Annotated in this window: 18 protein-coding genes; 5 read left to right on the top strand and 13 right to left on the bottom strand. The window is 71.2% G+C overall.

What is annotated here, in order from left to right; translation table 11 throughout:
- Positions 1 to 15 precede the first annotated feature (15 nt).
- Complete coding sequence (locus tag QSK36_RS38585) at positions 16 to 831, bottom strand: urea amidolyase associated protein UAAP1 (protein ID WP_285785804.1); 816 nt, start codon at positions 829 to 831, stop codon at positions 16 to 18.
- Between the two features lie 146 nt (positions 832 to 977).
- Here QSK36_RS38585 and QSK36_RS38580 point away from each other — a divergent pair, with 146 nt between their 5' ends.
- Positions 978 to 1,718 carry a TetR/AcrR family transcriptional regulator gene (locus tag QSK36_RS38580; protein WP_285785803.1) on the top strand — a complete coding sequence of 247 codons (741 nt, stop codon included), beginning with the start codon at positions 978 to 980 and terminating at the stop codon, positions 1,716 to 1,718.
- Here the strand turns inward: QSK36_RS38580 and QSK36_RS38575 are convergent.
- On the bottom strand, positions 1,650 to 3,197 hold the full coding sequence (locus QSK36_RS38575) for an amino acid permease (RefSeq protein WP_285785802.1): 1,548 nt from the start codon (positions 3,195 to 3,197) through the stop codon (positions 1,650 to 1,652). The genes QSK36_RS38580 and QSK36_RS38575 overlap by 69 nt on opposite strands.
- Positions 3,198 to 3,409: 212 nt before the next feature.
- Between QSK36_RS38575 and QSK36_RS38570 the strand changes: the two genes are divergently transcribed.
- Both QSK36_RS38570 and QSK36_RS38565 read left to right on the top strand, forming a co-directional pair.
- Entirely contained in the window at positions 3,410 to 3,874 is a 465-nt protein-coding gene (locus QSK36_RS38570; RefSeq protein WP_220505638.1) for a MarR family winged helix-turn-helix transcriptional regulator, read from the top strand.
- 40 nt (positions 3,875 to 3,914) lie between these two features.
- The gene (locus QSK36_RS38565; RefSeq protein WP_285785801.1) at positions 3,915 to 5,192 is read left to right on the top strand and encodes an MFS transporter; all 1,278 of its coding nucleotides are present in this window, start codon (positions 3,915 to 3,917) and stop codon (positions 5,190 to 5,192) included.
- Between the two features lie 33 nt (positions 5,193 to 5,225).
- Here the strand turns inward: QSK36_RS38565 and QSK36_RS38560 are convergent, their stop codons facing one another.
- The 3 genes from QSK36_RS38560 to QSK36_RS38550 form a co-directional block, all read right to left on the bottom strand.
- Entirely contained in the window at positions 5,226 to 6,383 is a 1,158-nt protein-coding gene (locus QSK36_RS38560) for a lactate 2-monooxygenase (protein WP_183544573.1), read from the bottom strand.
- Positions 6,384 to 6,613: 230 nt separating this feature from the next.
- A complete protein-coding gene (locus tag QSK36_RS38555; protein WP_285785800.1) occupies positions 6,614 to 7,357 on the bottom strand; it encodes an SDR family NAD(P)-dependent oxidoreductase in 744 nt (247 codons plus the stop codon).
- A complete protein-coding gene (locus QSK36_RS38550) occupies positions 7,354 to 8,592 on the bottom strand; it encodes an acyl-CoA dehydrogenase family protein (protein WP_285785799.1) in 1,239 nt (412 codons plus the stop codon). The genes QSK36_RS38555 and QSK36_RS38550 overlap by 4 nt, the downstream gene beginning before the upstream one ends.
- A gap of 98 nt (positions 8,593 to 8,690) precedes the next feature.
- Between QSK36_RS38550 and QSK36_RS38545 the strand changes: the two genes are divergently transcribed.
- A complete protein-coding gene (locus QSK36_RS38545) occupies positions 8,691 to 9,332 on the top strand; it encodes a helix-turn-helix domain-containing protein (RefSeq protein WP_285785798.1) in 642 nt (213 codons plus the stop codon).
- Positions 9,333 to 9,479: 147 nt separating this feature from the next.
- Here QSK36_RS38545 and QSK36_RS38540 read toward each other — a convergent pair whose 3' ends face one another.
- The gene (locus QSK36_RS38540) at positions 9,480 to 10,130 is read right to left on the bottom strand and encodes a DUF3800 domain-containing protein (RefSeq protein WP_285785797.1); all 651 of its coding nucleotides are present in this window, start codon (positions 10,128 to 10,130) and stop codon (positions 9,480 to 9,482) included.
- 84 nt (positions 10,131 to 10,214) lie between these two features.
- Here QSK36_RS38540 and QSK36_RS38535 point away from each other — a divergent pair, with 84 nt between their 5' ends.
- Positions 10,215 to 10,709, top strand: coding sequence for a hypothetical protein (locus QSK36_RS38535; RefSeq protein WP_285785796.1), 495 nt, complete (start codon positions 10,215 to 10,217; stop codon positions 10,707 to 10,709).
- Between the two features lie 4 nt (positions 10,710 to 10,713).
- On the opposite strand, the gene QSK36_RS38530 is transcribed toward QSK36_RS38535, so the two are convergent.
- The 7 genes from QSK36_RS38530 to QSK36_RS38500 form a co-directional block, all read right to left on the bottom strand.
- The gene (locus tag QSK36_RS38530; RefSeq protein WP_285785795.1) at positions 10,714 to 11,667 is read right to left on the bottom strand and encodes an alpha/beta hydrolase; all 954 of its coding nucleotides are present in this window, start codon (positions 11,665 to 11,667) and stop codon (positions 10,714 to 10,716) included.
- A 2-nt stretch (positions 11,668 to 11,669) separates the two neighbouring features.
- The gene (locus QSK36_RS38525) at positions 11,670 to 12,500 is read right to left on the bottom strand and encodes a carbohydrate ABC transporter permease (RefSeq protein ID WP_182900284.1); all 831 of its coding nucleotides are present in this window, start codon (positions 12,498 to 12,500) and stop codon (positions 11,670 to 11,672) included.
- Positions 12,490 to 13,431: a carbohydrate ABC transporter permease gene (locus QSK36_RS38520; protein ID WP_220505640.1), complete on the bottom strand. Its 942-nt coding sequence runs from the start codon at positions 13,429 to 13,431 to the stop codon at positions 12,490 to 12,492. Before QSK36_RS38520 ends, QSK36_RS38525 begins: the two co-directional genes overlap by 11 nt.
- A 1-nt stretch (position 13,432) precedes the next feature.
- On the bottom strand, positions 13,433 to 14,713 hold the full coding sequence (locus QSK36_RS38515) for an ABC transporter substrate-binding protein (RefSeq protein WP_285785794.1): 1,281 nt from the start codon (positions 14,711 to 14,713) through the stop codon (positions 13,433 to 13,435).
- A 41-nt stretch (positions 14,714 to 14,754) separates the two neighbouring features.
- On the bottom strand, positions 14,755 to 16,359 hold the full coding sequence (locus QSK36_RS38510) for an FAD-dependent oxidoreductase (protein WP_285785793.1): 1,605 nt from the start codon (positions 16,357 to 16,359) through the stop codon (positions 14,755 to 14,757).
- 6 nt (positions 16,360 to 16,365) lie between these two features.
- Positions 16,366 to 17,403 (bottom strand): LacI family DNA-binding transcriptional regulator, encoded by a 1,038-nt coding sequence (locus QSK36_RS38505; protein ID WP_221264122.1) that lies wholly within the window; start codon positions 17,401 to 17,403, stop codon positions 16,366 to 16,368.
- 101 nt (positions 17,404 to 17,504) lie between these two features.
- On the bottom strand, positions 17,505 to 19,466 hold the full coding sequence (locus QSK36_RS38500) for a hypothetical protein (RefSeq protein ID WP_285785792.1): 1,962 nt from the start codon (positions 19,464 to 19,466) through the stop codon (positions 17,505 to 17,507).
- Positions 19,467 to 19,700 lie beyond the last annotated feature (234 nt).

The raw sequence follows: 19,700 nt of genomic DNA, 5'->3' as shown, positions 1-19,700 counted from the left end.
GGACGTCGGGCACGGTCATCGGGTCACCTCGGCGGTGTTGAGGAAGGCGCGGCGGCCTTCGGGGCCGGCCTGCCACAGGGGGTCGCCGGGGCCGGTGGGCCGGGCGCGCCAGGCCAGGACTTCCAGCGGGGTGCAGGTGTAGGCGGGGCGGGGGTCGACGGGGTGGGCGGTGTTGGCGATGAGCACGGTCAGCGGCATCTCGGCGCGCAGGGTGACGGACGCCCCGGGCCCGGCTGAGCCGGTGAAGGTCAGGCCGCCGTCGGGGCCGACCCTGACCCCCTGGAAGAAGGAGATCGACGGGGGCAGGTCCCGGGGCTGGAGTCCGTGCTTGGCGGCGGCCAGCTTGAACAGCTCGCGCCCGGCGGGGGCGGGGCCGTGCGGGGAGCCGTCGCCGTAACGTTCGGTGTTGCGCCGAAGGGTGGAGGCCCCGCACATGGTGTCGTGGCGGCCGGAGGTGTCGGCGACCACGGAGGCCAGCACGCGGCCCTGGTCCGACAGCAGCAGGTGGCCTTCGCCGAGGTAGGCGTTCCACAGCACCTTGACGGTGTCGGCGACGTTGAGCCGTTCCCAGGGGCGGCCCTCGACGAAGAGCAGCAGGTGCGCGCAGGCGTCGCCGGCCAGGTCGGTGAGGCGCAGCTCGGTGCCCCGGGCCAGCACCTTGTGGGTGTAGCCGCCCCCGGCCACGGTTTCGGCCCACACGAGGTCGGCGGGGTCGACGCCGTCGGGCGGGGTGGGCCAGTCCGAGGCCGGGAGCACCGGCATGGTGTCGCTTGTGGTGCCTTCCTGTGCTCGGGCGTGCTCGCGCGCGCCGTAGGTCGTGCTGGTCGCCATGACGCGTTCTCCTCTGGGGGGTTAATTTCTGTCGCACGACAGAAATTAGGCGGCGTGTGTTTCCTCTCACGCGCCCCCGGGTTTCCCGCCTGTTACCGGAAGCGCACAGCCGCGGCGGCCGGTTGGAGGTGTGCGAGGATCGTGCGGTGAGTGCCCGTTCCACCGCGCCCGGTTCCAGCGCGTCCGGCTCCACCGCGTCCGGCTCCACCGCGCCCGGTTCCAGCGCGCGAAGGGTCGGCAGGCCGCGAGCCGTTGCGCGGCCGCGAACCGAGCTGAGCCCGCGGGAGGAGATCCTGGCGGCGGCGGCGGAGCTGTTCACGACGCACGGCTACGCCGCGACCTCGACGAGGGCGATGGCCGAACGGGCCGGGATCAGGCAGGCGTCGATCTACCACTATTTCGACGGCAAGGAGGACATCCTCGCCGAACTGCTGGAGAGCACGGTGCGGCCCTCGCTGGAGACCGCCGGCGCCCTGACCGGCGGTACGCCGGAAGAGCGGCTGTGGGAGCTGTGCCACTGCGACGCCAGGCTGCTCTGCTCGGGCCCGCACAACCTGGGCGCGCTCTACCTCCTGCCCGAGGTGCGCACCGAGCGGTTCGCCGCCTTCCGGCGCATGCGCGGCGAGCTCAAGGACACCTACGCGCGGCTGCTGGCGGCCACCACCGCCGGCGCGGCGCTGACGCCCGCCGACCGGGCGCTGCGCACCGATCTGCTGTTCGCGCTGATCGAGGGCGTCATCCTGATCCGCAGGGACGCCCCGGGCGAGATGGCCGCCGACGCCCTGGAGACGCTGGCGTCCGCCACCGCCGACGCGGCGCTACGCCTGGCCGGCGTTCCCGACCGGGATCTGCCCGACCTGCGCAAGACGGGCCGCGGGCCGGCGTAGCCGCCGGTAGAGCGCGCCCAGAGCGACGACCGCCACCAGGAAGAGCAGGGTGAACCACTGGAAGAACCAGTGGCCGGTGATCGGGGCGTACACCTCGGCCCTCGGCCAGGCCAGGTTGACCATCATCGCCAGGCCGTAGCAGAAGGCCAGCGCGTTGACCGGCAGGCCCCAGCGGCCCATGCTGAACAGCCGGCTGCCGTCCTCGTCGAACCCGCCCGGCGCCCCGCCCCGCCAGCCGCCGCGCAGGCGCTGGAGCAGCAGAGGGCCCGTCACCATCGCGTACGCCAGGTAGAGCAGCACGATGCAGGTGGTGCCGATGGCCAGGAACGCCTCGGGAGAGGCGAAGTTGAGCAGCAGGATGGCCGCCGCGGCCACCCCGGTGACCAGCGCCGGCCCGGTCGGCATCCCGGTGCGGCGCGAGACCCTGGACAACGCGCCCGATAAGGGCATCGCCCCGTCGCGCGCCATGGAGAACAACATCCTGGTGGCGGCCGTCTGGATCGCCATGGTCGCCACGGTGATCGCCAGCACCACGTCGGCCAGCAGCAGCTTGCCCACCCAGTCGCCCAGGCTGCTGGTGAGCACGTAGGACAGGCCCTCGGCGGCCAGCCTTCCGTCGGTCAGGCTGGGAGCGGCGAGCAGACCGGCGAACAGGATGAGTCCCCCGAGCACCCCGGCCGCCGTGAGCGCGGTCAGGATGGTCCGCGGGGCGACCCGCCGGGGGCTGCGGGTCTCCTCGCTCAGTTCGCCCGCGCTGTCGAACCCGATGAGGACGTACGCGGCGGTGAACGAGCCGACCAGCAGCGCGCCGATGGCCCCGCCCTGCCCGCCGGTGCTGAACGTGACGCCGGGACCGTGCTCGGCGTGGGTGAGCAGCAGCACGACGATGAGAATCGCGCCGACGATCTCGGCGGTGACGCCGATGCTGTTGATCCGGGCGAGAACGCGGTTGTCGACGACGTTCACGGTGGTGGTGAGCGCGAGCAGGACCAGGCCGAGAATCGCGGCGTTGGCCGCTCCCGTGGCGGTGGTGGGCGCGGGATCGCCGCCGACGAGCTGGAAGCCCGGCCAGATCGCGGGCAGCACCACCTGCAGGGCGAGCGCCGCGGCGGCGATCACGACGATCTGCCCGAGAATCATGATCCACCCGGCGAACCAGCCGAACGTCGCCGTGCTGAGCCGGGTGGACCACTGGTAGATGGAGCCGGAGATCGGATAGCGGGCGGCCAGCTCGGCGAAACACAGGGCGACCAGGATCTGTCCGGCCAGCACGACGGGCCAGGTCCAGAAGAAGGCCGGACCGCCGAAGGCGTACCCGAAGGCGAAGAACTGAAAGACCGTGGTCAGTACGGAGATGAAGGAGAAGCCGGCGGCGAAGGAGGCGTACCTGCCCATGCTGCGGTGCAGCTCCTGACGGTAGCCGAACGTCTGCAGGGCGCTCTCGTCGGTGGGAGGCGAGGAAGGGACGGTGACGGCCATCGGGGCTCCGGGCGCTGGGGGGATTTCTGTCGGTTGACAGTTATTTACGGGGCCGTCGTTTCCGCGTCGTCACGGGCACGTTCATCCGCCGTAACGCACTCCTCACCGCTCGCAGCGGCCCGCCGAGCCCTCGACGAGGGGGCGATGTGGTGCACTCCGGAGGGTTGTATAAGCTTCCTATGTAAATTCGGTTCCCGTCCGGAGGAACACCTGTGTCCGTCACCCCGAGCGCCGATCCCCCCGAGGAGTCCCAGGCGGTCGCGGCCGTCCTGGACGACCTCGCGGTGCTCGCCGTACGGCGGCTGTCCGCGCAGAGCGACCTCAGCCTCACGGCCGCGACGACCCTGTCGTACCTGGACCGCAACGGCCCGGAGCGGCTGAGCGTCCTGGCCGCGCGGCAGGCCGTCACCCAGCCGTCGATGACCCAGCTCGTGCAGCGCCTGGAGCGCGAAGGCCTGGTATGCCGGGCGGTCGACGACCTCGACGGCCGCGCGGTGCGGGTCAGCGTCACCGACGCCGGCCGGGCGCTGCTGGCCGAGCGGCGCCGGCGGCGCAGAGAGCGGCTCACCGAGATGCTCGGCACGCTGTCCCCCGGCGAGCTGCGTGAGCTGACGCGGGTCGCCGGCGAGTTCCTCCCCCTGCTTCGGCGCCTGCTCGAGGGCACGGCGGACGAGTAGGGATCAGGGCGCTCCCCCTCGCTAATTACCAGGAGGTCCGGTGAGCTCTGCTCATGCCCCTGTCTCCAACCCGTTCAAGCAGCCGAAGGCGGTGTGGGCCGTCGCCTTCGCCTGCGTGATCTCGTTCATGGGGATCGGGCTGGTGGACCCGATCCTGCCCGCCCTCAGCACGAAGCTGCACGCCACGCCCAGCCAGGTGTCGCTGCTGTTCACGAGCTACCTGGTCGTCACCGCCGTGGCGATGCTGGTCACCGGGTGGGTCTCCAGCCGGATCGGCGCCAAGCGCACCCTCATCGTGGGCCTCGCGCTGATCGTGGTGTTCGCCGCCCTCGCCGGGACGTCCGGCGGCATCGGCGGCATCGTCGGCTTCCGCGCCGGCTGGGGCCTCGGCAACGCCCTGTTCATCGCCACCTCGCTCGCCGTCATCGTCGCGTCGAGCAGCGGCGGCTTCGCCGGAGCGATCATCCTGTACGAGACCGCGCTCGGCGTCGGCATCGCGGTCGGCCCCCTGCTGGGCGGCGTGCTCGGCGGCATCAGCTGGCGCGGCCCGTTCTACGGCGTCGCGGTCCTGATGGCGATCGCGCTGATCGCCACCGTCACCCTGGTGCGTCCGACGCCCACGCCGGCGGCGAAGACCGGCATCGCGGCGCCGATCAAGGCCCTGCGTCACCGCGGCCTGCTCATCCTGGGCCTGACCGCGCTCTGCTACAACTGGGGCTTCTTCACCGTGCTGGGCTACGCGCCCTACCCGATGGAGCTCGACGAACACCAGCTCGGCCTCGTCTTCACCGGCTGGGGAATCCTCGTCGCGATCTTCTCGGTCTTCGGCGCCCCGCGGCTGCAGGCCCGCTTCGGCATCGCCCGCACGCTGTACGCCAACCTCGTGCTGTTCAGCCTCGACATCCTGGTGATCGCGCTGTTCACCGACAACCGGATCGCCGTGATCTGCGGCGTGATCGTGGCCGGCGTCTTCATCGGCGTCAACAACACGGTCACGACCCAGGCGGTCATGACCATCTCGCCCGTGGAGCGGCCCATCGCCTCCGCGTCGTACGGTTTCATCCGCTTCATCGGCGGTGGTCTCGCGCCCTTCGTCGCGGGCAAGCTCGCCGAGCACTTCGACAGCCGGCACGCGCCGTTCTACATGGGGGCCGCGGCCGTGCTCCTCGGCGCGGTCGTCCTCACCACCGCGCACCGGCAGCTCGGCGAGGCCGAGCGCGCCCAGGCGGCCGAGGCGGCCGCCGCCGACCCGGCCGCCGCGCGGCGGGAGGAACTGGAGGAGGAGGCCCTGGCCGAGGACCTCGGTTCGGCCACCTGATCGAGGCGCCGGGGGGGCCGGGCGCGGCGGCAGTCAGATCCGGGTGAGCAGGTCCGGGGTGAGCGCGGCGACCCCGGCGCAGCCGGAAAGGGCCAGGGTGAGATCGGTCTCCGCCAGCACGCAGCGGATCACATGCTCCACCCCCGCCTGGCCGTCCAGGCCCAGCCCGTACGCGTACGGACGGCCGAGCAGCACGGTCCTGGCGCCGAGCGCGAGCGCCTTGACGACGTCGTCCCCGGTGCGGATGCCGCCGTCGAACAGCACGGTGAGCCGGTCGGCCACGGCGTCGGCGACGGCCGGAAGGGCGTCGGCCGCCCCGATCGAGCCGTTGACCTGGCGTCCGCCGTGGTTGGAGACGACGACGCCGTCCACTCCGGCGTCGGCGGCCAGGCGGGCGTCGTCAGGGTGCAGGACGCCCTTCAGCACGATCGGGCCGTCCCAGTGCTCGCGCAGCAGCGCGAGGTCCGGCCACGTCTTGCCCGGGTCGCCGAACATCCCCACGAAGTGCAGTACGGCGGCGTTCGGGTCCTCGTGCACGGGCCGGGCGAGCCCGGCCTGGAACGCCGGGTCGGTGAAGTAGTTGGCGGTGCCGACGCCCCGCAGGAACGGCAGGTAGGCCTGGTCGAGGTCGCGAGGCCGCCAGGCCAGCAGCGGCGTGTCGAGGGTGACGACGAGCACGGTGAACCCCGCCGCCTTGGCCCGGGCGAGGAAGCTGAGGGTGACCTCGCGGTCCTTGCCCCAGTAGAGCTGGAACCACCGCTCGCCGTCCCCCATGGCCGCCGCGACGTCCTCCATCGGCGTGCTGGAGGCCGACGACAGGATGAAGGGCACGCCGGTCGCGGCGGCCGCGCGGGCGGCGGCCCGCTCGGCCTCCGGATGCATGATCGACAGCACGCCGATCGGCGCCAGTGCCAGCGGCGCGGGCAGCCGCCTGCCCAGCACGGTCACCGACAGGTCGCGTTCACGCACGTCGCGCAGCATCCTCGGCACGATCCGCCAGCGGTCGAGCGCCTCGCGGTTGGCGCGCTCGGTGCGCCCGCTGCCCGCGCTGCCGGCGACGTAGCCGACCGGACCCGGCCCGAGCCGCCTCTCGGCCATCTCCTCCAGCCGGGTCAGGTCGGTCGGCAGCCGGGGCACGGCCCCGGTCATGCCGCTGAGATAGATCTCGTACTGGAAGTCCGCCCAGCTCATCGCGCTCGCCCTCGCTCCGCTTCCACCCGGCCGTCGCCCCGGCGGCTCCTGCCGAACACATTATCGGGAACCGATCATCGGGCCCCGCGCGCCAGGTGGGGGTTTGCGGCGCGGGACGTGAGGCGTTCCCAGTTGCGGTGGGCGTCGCGGCCATCGGCCGGGAACAGACCCGGCGGCGGGTCGTCGAGGCCGCCGCCGGGTGGGTTCCGGCCCCTGGCCGGGGACGGCGATCAGCGAGGGCCGGGGGCGCGGCGGAAGGCGACGGGCTGGCTCTCGCGGCCCGGCACCACGAACCAGCACTCGCCCGTGCCCTCGCTCGCCAGCAGCGAGAAGAACGCGTCGACGACCGTCTCGACGTCGAGGATCGGGAACTTCAGCTCGTCCAGCAGCGCCTTGGCCTCGGCGTCGAGGATCGCCGTGTCCGCGAACGACGGGCACAGCCCCTGCACCCGGACGCCGAGGGGCTCCAGTTGTGGGCCGAGCGAGCGGACGAGCCCGACGACCGCGTGCTTGTTGGCCGCGTAGACGGGATCGGAGGGGATGCCCACGATCCCCGCCATGCTCGCGGTGGCCACGATCACGCCCCCGGCCCGCATCGCAGGCAGCGCGGCGTGCACGCCGAAGACGACGCCGTCGAGGTTGACCCCCATCGCGCGCCGGTAGCGGGCGAGGTCGAAGTCCTCGCCGAGCCCGAACCCCGAGGCGACTCCCGCGTTGAGGAAGGCGAGGTCGAGCCGCCCGTGCCGCTCGACCGCGAGCGCGACCGCGGCCTGGTTGTCCTCCAGCCGCGACACGTCGGTCCGCACGAACGCGGCGCCGATCTCCTCGGCGGTGCGCGCGCCGGCCTCGGCGTCGACGTCGGCCAGCACGACATGCGCGCCGTGCACGGCCAGGCGGCGGGCGACACCCGCGCCGATGCCGCCCGCGCCCCCGGTGACGAGCGCGACCTTGCTGGAGATGTCGTCGGTGTTCACAGCGGCAGTCCTCCCGTTGCGGCCCTGGTCGAGCCGGTGGCCCGGTACGCCTCGATGGTGCGCTCGGCGATGCGCATCTGGTGGATCTCGTCGGCGCCGTCCGCGAATCGCGCCCATCGCGCGTGCTGGAACATGTGCGCCAGCGGAGTGTCGGTCGAGTAGCCGAGCGCCCCGTGGACCTGGATGGCCCGGTCGACGATCCGGTTCAGGCTGTTCGCCACGAAGTGCTTGGCCATCGAGACTTCGGTGCGGAAGTCCTCACCCTTGTCGATCTTCGAGGCGGCGTGCAGGACCATGAGCTTGCACTGGTAGAGCTCCATGGCGGAGTCGGCGATCATCCACTGCACGCCCTGCTTGTCGGCGAGCGGCGATCCGTGGCTGAACCTGTCCAGCGCCCTGCCCACCATCAGGTCAAGGGCCGTCTCCGCCTGCGATATCCACCGCATGCAGTGCGCCAGCCGGGCCGGACCGAGGCGGTACTGGCCCAGCCGGTGGCCGTTGCCCCGCCCGCCGAGCACGGCAGAGTCCGGCAGGCGCAGGTCGGTGATGACGATCTCGCTGTGGCCGGTAGAGCCGTGCATGGTCTCGATCTCGCGTACGTCGTTCCAGCCGTCGGCGGGCAGGTCCACGAGGAAGGCCGTGTTGGCGCCCCGCGCGCCCTCCGGCAGGTCGAACTCGGTCTTGGCGATCAGGATGGCGAAGCCCGCCCTGCGGGCATTGGAGATGAACCACTTGTGCCCGTTGATCACCCACTCGTCGCCGTCCTTCACGGCGCTCGTACGGATGAGGGTCGGGTCGGAGCCGGCCACCTCGGGCTCGGTCATCGCGAAGCACGACATCTTCACGCCGTCGAGCAGCGGTCGCAGGTAGCGCTCCTTCTGCTCGTCGGTGCCCCAGTGGAGCAGCGTGTGCATGTTGCCCTCGTCGGGGGCCGCGCAGTTGAGCACCCACGGGCCGAGCCTGGTCTTGGCCGCCTCGGCCTGCACCATGGCCAGCTCGACGTGGCCGAGGCCCATGCCGCCCCATTCCTTGGGCATGTGCGGCAGCCAGAGCCCCTCCTGCTTGGCCCTGCGGCGCAGGTCGAAGATCGTGCGCAGGTACTCCTCGCGGGTGAGGACCTTCTCCTCGGAGTCCTCGAACGGCTTCACCGCAGGGATCACCGTCTCCTGGACGAACGTCCGCACCCGCGCGCGTATCTCCTCGTGCTCGGGAGCGAGCGTGAAGTCGATGGCCATGGCCCTCCCTCGGGCACGATAATGCGACTTACACGTCAAATAATGCGATCGCCTGAAATACCGTATCCTTTGGCCGTACGAGCGACAAGGGAGGCACGATGGCGGCGGAGACCACGGTCCGGAGGCTCGTGGACGCCGCGGAACGCCTGTTCGCCGAGCGCGGCATCGACGCGGTGTCGCTGCGCGAGATCAACGCCGCCGCCGGGCAGCGCAACTCCACCGCGCTGCAGTACCACTTCGGCGACCGCGCCGGGCTGCTGAAGGCGGTGCTCGCCAAGCACCGCCCGGAGATCGAGGCACGACGCCACCAGCTTCTGGACGAGTACGAGGCACGCGGCCCGCTGCCGCAGGCCGACGCCCTGCGTTCGCTCGCCGCCGCGCTCGTCCGCCCGGCCGCCGCCAAGCTGGCCGACCCCGACGGCGGGCGGGACTACCTGCGCGTCATGGAGCAACTGGTCCACCGCGTGCCGCCCAGCCTCCCCGAGGACGGCGGCGGCAGCATCGACCGCTGGCGTGAACTGGTCGCCCCCCTGCTTCCCGAGGCCGCCGTACGCCTGCACCAGCGCTTCATGGCGATCCGCATGACGTACGTCGAGCTGGCCCGCCGGGCGAGCGGCCCCCCGGCCCGGGACGACCGCCTGTTCACCAGCCATCTGATCGACGTGGTCTCGGCGGTCCTCGCGAGCGAGGTATCCGACGAGACCGCCCGCCTCCTCGCCGAACGCGAGCAGCGCCCCTGAGACCACAGCGCCCGGCCGAGGGAAACGCCTCTCCGCAGTGTCACCGAACCGCTTGACGGCACATCACGCCATGGCATCCAATAGTCACGGTCGGTGACAAGAGGTCCAGGGGACCTCTTCCCGGGCGACCGGGATAGCCGACCTCATTCATGCGGTGCCCCAGGGAGTCGCCATCGACGCCAGATGCGGCCGTGTGTGACTTTCAAACCATTTGCACGGCCGCCGTTCCAGATTGCGCTGCACCGCCCACAAGGCATAGTCGGCTACTTGAATACCCCACGTGCTTTGTGCGTCCCACACGCAGAGCACGACATCTCGATCTGCCGACAAATCCCGACAAACCTCAGCAAGCGCCTGCCGGGCGTTCATGACCCGTCGGTTCGCGGTAAGCGTAGCCACGATCACATACAGCGTGTCGCCCGGCTTACTGATAAGCGGCAGCAAACCCCTGAAATGCGCATACCACGCCAGTTTGTACAGCCAATATGATCGTTCGCGTACCGATGGATGAGCCCTGGCCTTGCACAGGAAGGTTACGTCGAGTCGCGGCCGTTGCCGCCCGACAAGATCGAAGACTTCATCACGCGTCGCACGCGAGTCGTCCTTCGCGTGGAGACCCCTGGGCAGTCGGACGCCGCGCCTCTCCAAATCACAGCGCAACCGCAAGCCCTCCCAGACCTCCCGGCCATGCTCTCCGCGAAAAATAGCGGTACCGAAGCCGAAATAAGCGCTCGCGCCGACCGTTCCGCCCATATCCATGTTACCGGTTTCGTCGGCATACATGTAGATCTCCGCCATATAGTCCACTCACTCTCAGCGATAGCGGAAATCTTCCCTATCACATGGATCACGATTGACCCGTGCAATAGGAAGCAGGCCGGCATGACGGTGGCGCGGAAGATCACTCGCTGGGCCGCGGGCGGCATGACCGTCGCCACCGCCACCGCCCTCACTCTGGTGCCCGCGGGGCCGGCGCAGGCGTATCCCAAGGGGTCGTGCGGGCAGTCGTACCGCAAGGTGGCCAGTTATCCGCTGACCCAGGGGGCCAAGGACGGGAAGTCGTACGGCACCGTCACGCTGTACCAGAGCCCCACCGCGCACGCGAAGTGCGCCATCGCCCGGGTGGCGCCCTCCTCCATCGGCAAGACGAGCTACCTGTACGTCGAACTCTTCGTGGACAGGAACCGGAACAAGAAGTACGACGGCCCGGACAAGGCGGCCGCCAGCGGCAGCGAGAAGTACAAGTGGTTCGCGGGCCCGGTGCACATCTACGGCGTCGACCACCGGTGCGTCCGGTTCGCCGGGGCGGTCAGGATCGGCTCCAAGCCCCTCGCCCGCGGCGGCACCCCGGCAGGCAAGTGGATGTACTGCGGCTAGACCCTCAACGCAGGGCGCGGGTGAGGGCGGAGACGCGCTCGGCACGGGCCCGGCGGCTGAGTGCCGCACGGGGCACGACGGTGTCGAAGCCGTGGAAGGCCCCCGGCCAGAGGTGGAACTCGACCGACACCCCGGCCCGGGCCAGCCGCAGCGCGTAGTCGGCGCACTCGTCGCGGAAGACCTCGAGCTCGCCCACGTCCACGTACGCCGGGGGAAGGCCGGACAGGTCGGCGGCCCGCGCGGGGGCGGCGTAGACCGGCACGTCCTCGCCTCCGGCGGCGTCGCCGAGCAGGGCCGCCCAGCCGAACCGGTTGGAGCCGCGGTTCCACGTCACGGCGTCCTCGAAGGAGCGGCCGGAGGTGGTGATCTCACGGTCGTCGAGCATCGGGCACAGCAGGAGCTGGAAGACGAGCGCGGGCCCGCCGCGGTCGCGGGCGAGCAGCGCGGTCCCCGCGGCGAGCCCGCCGCCGGCGCTCACGCCGCCCACCGCCAGCCGGCCGGCGTCGACGCCGAGATCAGCCGCGTGGGCGGCGGTCCAGGCGAGACCGGCGTGACAGTCCTCCACGGGCGCGGGATGAGGGTGCTCGGGTGCGAGCCGGTAGTCCACCGACACCACCACGCAGCCGACGCGACGCACGTACGACCCGGCACGGGCGTCGTCCGCCTCGGGGCTGCCGAGCACCATGCCGCCGCCGTGGATCCAGTACACCCCCGGCAGCGGGCCGTCCTGGGCGGCCGGCCGGTAGACGCGCAGCCGCAGGTCGCCGCCGGGGCCGGGGACGACCACATCCTCGACGCGGACTCCCTCGCCCACCGGCTGCGCCGCCACGGCCAGGCCTGCGGCTCGCCGGGCCCGCAGCTCCAGGAGGTCCTCGTACGTCGCGTCCGACAGGTTCGCGGACGCGGGCGGCTCCCGCTCGACGGCCGCCCTCAGCTCGGGGTCGAGGTTGGGGTGCATCCTCAGCCTTTCAGTCCCGTATGAGCCAGCCCCTCGATGAACTGCCGCTGCGCCACGACGAACACGACCAGCACCGGGATCGCCGTCATCGAGGCCGCGGCGAGCTGCACGTTCCACATCGGGCCGCCGTACGCGTCGACGAACTGCGTGAGCACCTGCGGCAGCGTGAACTTCTCCGGGGACGACAGGTACACGATCGGTTCGAGGTAGAGGTTCCAGGAATGGAGGAAGGTGAAGACGGCCACCGCGCCGAGGGCGGGCCGGGCCAGCGGCAACGCCACCCGGGCGAACGTGCCGAACCGCCCGAGACCGTCCACCCGGGCCGCCTCCTCCAGCTCACCCGGCAGGCTGATGAAGAACTGCCGCATGATGAACGTGGCCAGCACGCTCGGCGCGCCGAAGATCGGCACCAGGATCAGGGGCCAGTGGGTGTCGGTCAACCCCCACCCGTTGAACAGCTGGAACAGCGGCACGATCGTGACCTCGCTCGGGATGAGCAGGCCGAGCAGCACGACGAAGAACAGTACGTTCTGCCCGGGGAAGCGGATGCGCGCGAAGGCGTACCCGGCCAGCGCCGCGACCGCCATCGTGCCGGCGGTCACCACCAGCGCGATGTAGAGGCTGTTCCAGTACTGCTGCGCGAACGGCTGGAGCTGGAACACCTGCCGGTACGCGGTGACGTCCCACCGGCCGGGCAGCAGCGACGGCGGGAACGCGAAGATGTCGCCGACCGGCTTGAACGACGAGGTGACCATCCACCACGTGGGGAAGACGAACGGCACGCAGAGCACGCACAGCAGCCCGTACACCGCGGTCTTCGCTCTACGACTCATTGAAGACCCACTTCCTGCGCATCCGCCACTGCACGAGGGTGAGGGCCGCGACGATCGCGAACAGCACGACCGACAGGGTCGCGCCGTACCCGAAGTGGTGGAACTGGAACGCCTGCTGGTACAGGTAGTAGACGAGCACGGTGGTCGACATGCCGGGACCGCCCTGGGTGAGCACCGCGATCTGGGCGAACACCTGGAGCGACCCGACCACCGTGATGATCGACGTGAGCAGGATCGTGGGGCTGATCAGCGGGATCGTGATCCGCCGGAACCTGGTCCACGCGCCCGCGCCGTCGAGCTGGGCGGCCTCGTAGAGCTGCTTGGGCACGCCCTGCAGGGCGGCCAGGAACAGCACCATGTTGAGGCCCACGTTCTTCAGCACCTGCACGACGATCACCGAGACCATCGCGGTGGCCTCGCCGCGCAGCCAGTTCGGCCCGGTGACGCCGAACGCGCCGAGCACGCCGTTGATACCGCCGTTCGACTGGAGCAGGAACTGCCAGACGATCGTCCAGGCGACCAGCGACACCACGACCGGCGAGAAGAACAGCGCCCGGAAGAACGTCGTGCCGCGCAACCGCTGGTTGAGCAGCACCGCCAGCAGGAGGGCCAGGCTGAGGTTGAGCGCCACCAGGCCCACGGAGAACAGCGCGGTCGCCCACAGCACCGAGCGCAGGTTGGCGTCGCCGAGGAGCTTGGCGTAGTTGTCGCCGCCGGTGAACTGGAAGGTGCCGGCCAGCACGTTCCACTCGTGCAGGCTGTACCACCCGACGAGCGCCAGCGGCAGCAGCACGAACAGGACGCTTCCGGCGAGCTGGGGGGCGATGAACAGGTAGCCCGCGAGCACGTCCCGGCGGCGGGTGTTCCAGAAGGGGACCCCGCGGGTGGCGGCCCGTGCCGTCACCCGCGAGTCGATCTCCGTCACCGCCACGTCACGCGCCCAGCATCGGCTGGATCTTCGCGCAGACGCCGTCCAGCACGGTCTTGACGTCGGCGCCGGGCTGCCACAGCGGGTCAAGCGCCGCCCTGACGGTCTGCGCCAGCTCCGCCTGGCCCGCGTGGTTGGGCTTGACCACGCCCTTGGCGATGCCGTCGATCACCACGCGCTGCAACTGCTCGGGCTTGAGCAGCGGGTTGCTCTTGGCCAGCGTCTCCGAGGTGAGCTGGGCGGCCCGCGGCGGCGGGAAGTACGCCGCGAGCTTGGCGGAGTTGGCCGGGTCGGTGAAGAAGGCGAGGAAGTCGGCCGCGAGATCGGCGTGCGGGGAGTTCTTCAGCACGCCGATGCCGGCCTGCCCGAACACGGCGTACTCCCCCTTGGGCCCGGCCGGCAGCGGCACCAGGTCCCATTTGAACTTCGCGTCCTGCAGCAGCGACGCCCGGGAGATCTGGGTGATCGTCATGGCGGCCTCGCCGGCGAAGAAGTCCACGCTGGTCCCGGGACCGGGCAGGGCCTTGTCGGTGAAGATCGCCTTGTGCAGGGTCGTCATCGCCTCGACCATCTCGGGGCTGTCGAACTGGCAGGTCCTGCCGTCGTCGCTCCACGCCCTGGCGCCCCAGCCACCCCAGAACGAGGCCAGGTTGTCCCAGTTCTTGTAATCGAAGTCGCGGATGATCAGACCTCCCTTGCCCTCCTTCTTCGCCACCGCGGCGTTCATGGCCAGGGCCTCGTCCCAGGTCCACTTCCCGGCCTTGATCAGTTCCTCGGGGGTCTTCTGCCCGGCCGCCTTGAGCAGGTCCTCGTTGACGAACACGCCGAAGGGCGAGGTCGAGAACGGGTAGGCGTACAGCTCGCCGTCCTTCTCCCACAGCTTCGTCGCCGCGGGGGTCAGGTCGGCCAGGTCGTAGCCCTGCGCCTTGCCGAGCACACCCTTCAGCGGCACGAGCGCCCCGGAGGAGACGAAGTCGGGCGCCGAGCCCTCCAGGATCCAGGCGAGGTCGGGGGCCTTGCCGCCGGCGATCTGGGTGGTGAGCGTGGTGGTGTAGCTCTCGAACGGGATGGGGTCGAACTTGATCTCCCCGGCGTCCGGGTGCGACTTCCGGTATTCGGCCGCGATCTCGTTGAACAGCTTCAGGTGGGCCTCGTTGGAGGTCCAGATCGTCATGCGGAGCGGCTGCGGGCCGCTCGCCGCCGGCGCGGCGGCGTTCCCGCCGCCGCACCCCGTGGCGAGCAACGCGGCCGTCGCGAGGGCCGCCAGCCTCCCGAGTGGTTTCATCGTCGGTCTCCTTACCGTGCGTCCCCCGACGTTCGTGATTTTCAGTAGCCGGCGACCTGCGGCCAGCGGAGCTCGACGCCGTCGTCCGTCAGACGGCGCTGGTAGTCGTCGAGGAGGGTGTCGCCCTCGCGTACGGCGTGCGGGGTCGTGCCGCGGTCGAGGCAGAAGGCGGCCAGCGCGCCCGCCGCCTCGCCGATGTTCCACTCGACCGGATGCAGCCGGTACGCCCCGTTGGTGATGTGCGTGGTGCCGATGTTCTTGCCGGCGGGCAGCAGGTTGGTCGTCCGCCGGGGAATGAGCGCCCCGAGGGGGATCTCGAACGGCGAGCAGCCCACGTCGATGTAGTTGTCGCCGCCCGTGCTCGGGTGGAGGTCGATGCGGTACATCCCCACGCCCACGGAGTCGGCGTACCGGACCGCGCCCTTGTCGCCGCGTACGGCGAGGGACAGGTCCTGCTCGGCCACCGTGTAGAGGGCCCTGATGCGCCGCGACTCCCGGATGTAGGCGGCCTGGGCGAGACCGTCGGCACCACCGGTGACGTCGCCGCGCAGCCGCAGGCCGGGGTAGCCGGTGCCGCCGTCCGGCCGGGGCGCCTCGGTCTGCAGCCAGTAGAGGACCGACAGCGACAGCTCGCGGGCCGCGGCGAGGTGCCTGCCCGCGTCCGGGACGTCGATGACCGGCCCCTCGAGGTAGTCGATCATGGGCCAGTTGACGAGCGTGATGTCGCTGTCGTACGTGCCGGGGACGAAGTTGCGCCGGGCGGCGATCCTGCGGAAGGTCCACAGGTTGGCGTCGCCGGGACTGAGCCGCTGGTCGGCCACCACCGACAGCGGATCGTCGTCGGGGTTGGGGGTGAACGACCGCTCGACGATCTCCAGGGTGCGGGGGTGCGGGCAGCGCCACGACAGCAGCCGGTCGCCCCAGAAGGGCGGCTGATACTCCCGCCAGAACCCGTAGGAGGCGGGCCTGTCGATGGTGTGGTCGCCGTCGACGTGGTCGATCGCGAAGCACACCGAGACCGCCTGCATGTTGAGCGGCTGCGCCTCGGCGGGCGCGCTCGGCTCCCCGGTCTCGGCCTGCGACTCGAACCCGGTGACGTACTCGGTGCCGGTCATCGGCAGCAGTTCGCCGGTCTCGGTGGCGTCGAGCACGTACGGCGCCGTGACCGTGGTCCTGCCGCCGCCGTCGCGGTGCTCCACCGTCACGCTCGTCACCCGGTCGCCGTCCACCTCCGCGGCCACCGGCCGGTACGGCTGGAGCACCCGCAGCCGTCCTGACCCCCGGTAGGGCGCCAGCATCGCCTCGATGACGGCGACCGCGACCCTCGGCTCGTGGCACAGGCGGCTCACGTGTCCTGCGCCGGGGTTCAGCTCGCGCCAGGCCCGGGACCGCTCGGTCAGCGGATAGTGGTCCCGGTAGTAGCGCCGGATCCCGTCGCGCAACGCCCGGTAGCTCGCCGTCACGCCGAACCGCTCGACCCACGAGTGCTCGTCCGGCGGCACCGCCTGGCTGGTGAGCTGGCCGCCCAGCCAGTCGTGCTCCTCGGTGAGGACCACGGTGCGGCCGGCCCGCAGCAGGGCCAGAGCGGCGGCGACGCCGCCGAGCCCTCCGCCGACGACCAGCGCGTCCGCCGTTGTCTCGCTCACGTGCGATTACCTTCCTTCCTCGGACCGTGCGGGGGCGAGGGTCGATCCCTCCACGAACTCGCACGGCAGCAGTTCCTGGGGCGTTCCGCCGCGTTCGAGCACCTGGGCGAGCAGTTCCACGGCCCTGCGGCCCATCTCGCGCCGGGGGATGCGGAACCCGGTGAAGTCGATCTCGACGTGGACCGGCCGCGTGGGGGCGCCGAGCGCGAGGATCGACAGCTCGCCGGGCACGTCCACGCCGCGCTCCCTGGCGGCCTGCACGATCGCGACGCCGTCCGCGGACTCCTCCACGAACGCGGCGGTCACGCCCGCCGCGGCCAGGTCGTCGAGGACGTCCCCCGGCCCGCGATCGGCCACCGGCACGTGGATCCACTCCGTCCCGACGGCGGCGACCGCCTCGCGGAAACCGCGCATGCGATCGGCCGGGGACTCCGCGCCCGTCCCGGCGCCGACGTAGGCCAGCCGCCGGTGGCCGAGGCCGTACGCGCGCTCGACCAGCGCGCGTACGGCCGGCGGGTAGTCGGCCCCGACGTACGGCACCGGCCCGCCCGCGTCGTCGCGGCGGCCGACCGACACGAAGGGGATGTTCTCGGTCAGCAGGCGGGCCAGGTCGTCGCGATCGACCCTGCGGCCGAGCAGCACGCATCCGTCGGCCAGCCGGATGCGGCTGTCGGCGTTGAAGATCCGCCGCCGCTCCCCCGACGCCTTGGCGCTGGTGAACAGCAGCAGGTCGCAGCCGATCTCCTCGGCGCACTCCTCGATGCCGACGAGGAACGGGTGGTAGAAGTCGGCGCTCGCCGTCGGGAAGACCGCCTCGTAGGTGAACACGCCGAGGATGCGGTTGCGCCGCTCCGCGAGCCGCCGGGCGACCGGGTCGGCGACGTACCCGGTCTCGCGGATCACCCGCAGCACGCGCTCGCGGGTCTCGGGCGCGATCCGCACGTCCGCGTCGGACCGGTTGTTCAGCACCAGCGAGACCGTGGTCTGGCTGACACCGGCCATGCGGGCGATGTCCTGCTGGGTGAGGCGGCGGTTGGTCACCACGTGGGGTCCTGTCTGGTAATGCGCATTAGCGGAAGAGAGAACATCATTCTGGAAGCCGCGCATGCCCGCGTCAAGACGTGTTCATCCTGAAGTAATGCGCATTAGTCGCACGTGATGACGACGTCGACGCTGCCGTCGTGCGGGACGCGCAGCACGTGGATGAGCCGCCTGGCGTCGCGGAAGTACGTCGAGGAGCCGAAGCGCAGCGAGGCCGCGCGAGCCGTCCCCCAGCGGATCCGGATCAGCGCCGCTCCCCTGCGCACGTCGATCCCGTCGGCCGTCGCGGTGGTGTTCGCGTGATACGGCGCGGGCGTGCCGTCGGTGAAGACGAGGGTGTCGGTCGGCAGCAGGACGAGCGGGATCTGCTCGGTCGCCGCCCCGGACGCGCGGACGGCCCGGCGGACGGTGTCGCGCGTGACCGTCACCTCCGTGCGGATCGACCCGTCGGCGGCGCCGTAACGGATGCCGAACGTCCCCTCGCCCCTGGAGTGCTCGCCGGTCCACGGGGCGGTGCCCGGCTCGCCGGCGAAGTACTCGGCCGCCTGGTCTCCCGCGTTGTCCGGCACGCCGTTCGCCCGCACGGTGCCCCAGCAGCCCTGGTTGTTGTTGTTCAGGGAGTGCACGATCGTCCCGGCGTCCGGGTGCCACAGGAACGTCAGGCCGGTCCTGCCGTACGACGTCCCGCGGGTGCCGAAGTAGCCGCCGAGGTAGAGGCCGGGACGGCGGACGAACACGAAGTCCTGCCCCAGGTCGCTGCGGATCTCCACGAAGTGCTTCCACTTCAGGTACGGCAGGCTCCTGACCGCCTTGTCCTTCGCCTTCCTGGTGGGGAAGCGTTCGCCGTGGATCGCGTGGGCGAGGATGCGCGGCGAGGTGTCCTGCTTCTGGGCCGGGGTCACGGGGGCGGTGTCGGCCGCCCAGGCGGCCCGCGCGGCGGCCAGGTCCTCGCGGGCGCTCAGGAACGCCGCCAGCGCGGGCACCTCGGGCACGAACAGCGAGTTGAGCGCGGTGCGGTCGGGGTCGGGCCGCACGTCGTCGTAGAACCGGCTGCTGGTGCGCGTCGACGGCGCGATGTTGCTGATGTAGCCGCTGCCGTCCGGCTCGCGGACCAGGTTGTAGCCCAGCCAGTCGGCGAACCGCCCGGCCATCCCGGCGAGCGTCCGGTCGCCCGTCTGGTGGTAGGCGTCGGCCATCTCCGGCAGCATGACCTCGAAGTTGTAGTTCATGTCCATGCCGCGCTGCTCGTAGAAGAACCCGGCCGGGCTCTGGCCGTCCGCGGCGAGCCTGGCGATACCCTCCGCGAGGCGCCGGCGCAGCGCGGGATCGGGATCGAGGTTCAGGGCGAGTGAGGCCCCGGCCAGGCCCGAGGTGGTCTGGTTGGCGTAGGCCAGCGGCTTCTTCTGCCACACCTTGGTCGTCGCCGGGTCGAGGAACCAGGTCATCCCCCGGTGAAGAGCGGCTCTGATCTGCTCCTGGCGCTCCGGCAGCGCACCGGACCGCCGGAGGATGTCCAGGGTCTTGCTCAGGTAGCCCATGGCGAAGCCGGTGGGCGCCATGCCCCGTTCGTCGATGTCGTACTCCGGCCACGAGCCGTCGTCGTGCTGCAGGCCGAGGTAGTGGCCCAGCGCCGCGTCGAGCGCGGCGAGCAGCGCCGGGTCGCCGGCGTACGGGTTCCAGGGCCGGGCGTTCGCGTGGAACCAGGCCAGCGTGTAGACGTGCTCCTGGACCCGGGCGTTGTACGGCGCCGACGGAGTGCGCCACCAGCCCCCTTTGAAGAAGCCGTAGGTGGCCGGGTCGGCGTCCTCGATGTCGTTCACCATCGGCGCGAGGATCATCAGGTAGGGCGCGTAGCGCTGCTCGGTGGGGACGAACAGCCGGCGGTCCGGAGCCCCGGCGGGCAGCGCGGCCAGGTCCGGCAGCGGGCCCGTCGTCGCGGCGGCCGCCCGCCGGGCCCGGGCGGGCAGGGCGGCGAGGAGCATCGCTCCCCCGGCGGCGGCCAGCAGACCGCGGCGGCCGATCACGGGCAGGGCGGGATTGCGGTCCTTCTCGATGTCCTGGTTCATGGGGGGCGACTCCTCAGGGGCGAGGGATCCGGGGTCGGGGTGAGCGCGAGCGACATCACCGCATGTAGTCACCTGTCGCGGGTGCTAATGCGCATTAGTCGCGCTGAGACGACATACTGCGGGCTCGTCCGTCCTCCCGTCAACGGTGTAATAGCGGTAATAATGCGCATTAGCAGCGCAGCTCGGGCGCCCGGCCGGGCGTCACGGTGCGTGATGTCCTCTCCCGCCCTCACC

It is taken from the genome of Microbispora sp. NBRC 16548 (assembly GCF_030268985.1).
GTDB classification, from domain to species: Bacteria; Actinomycetota; Actinomycetes; order Streptosporangiales; family Streptosporangiaceae; genus Microbispora; species Microbispora catharanthi.
This window is presented reverse-complemented; position numbering and strand designations above follow the sequence as displayed.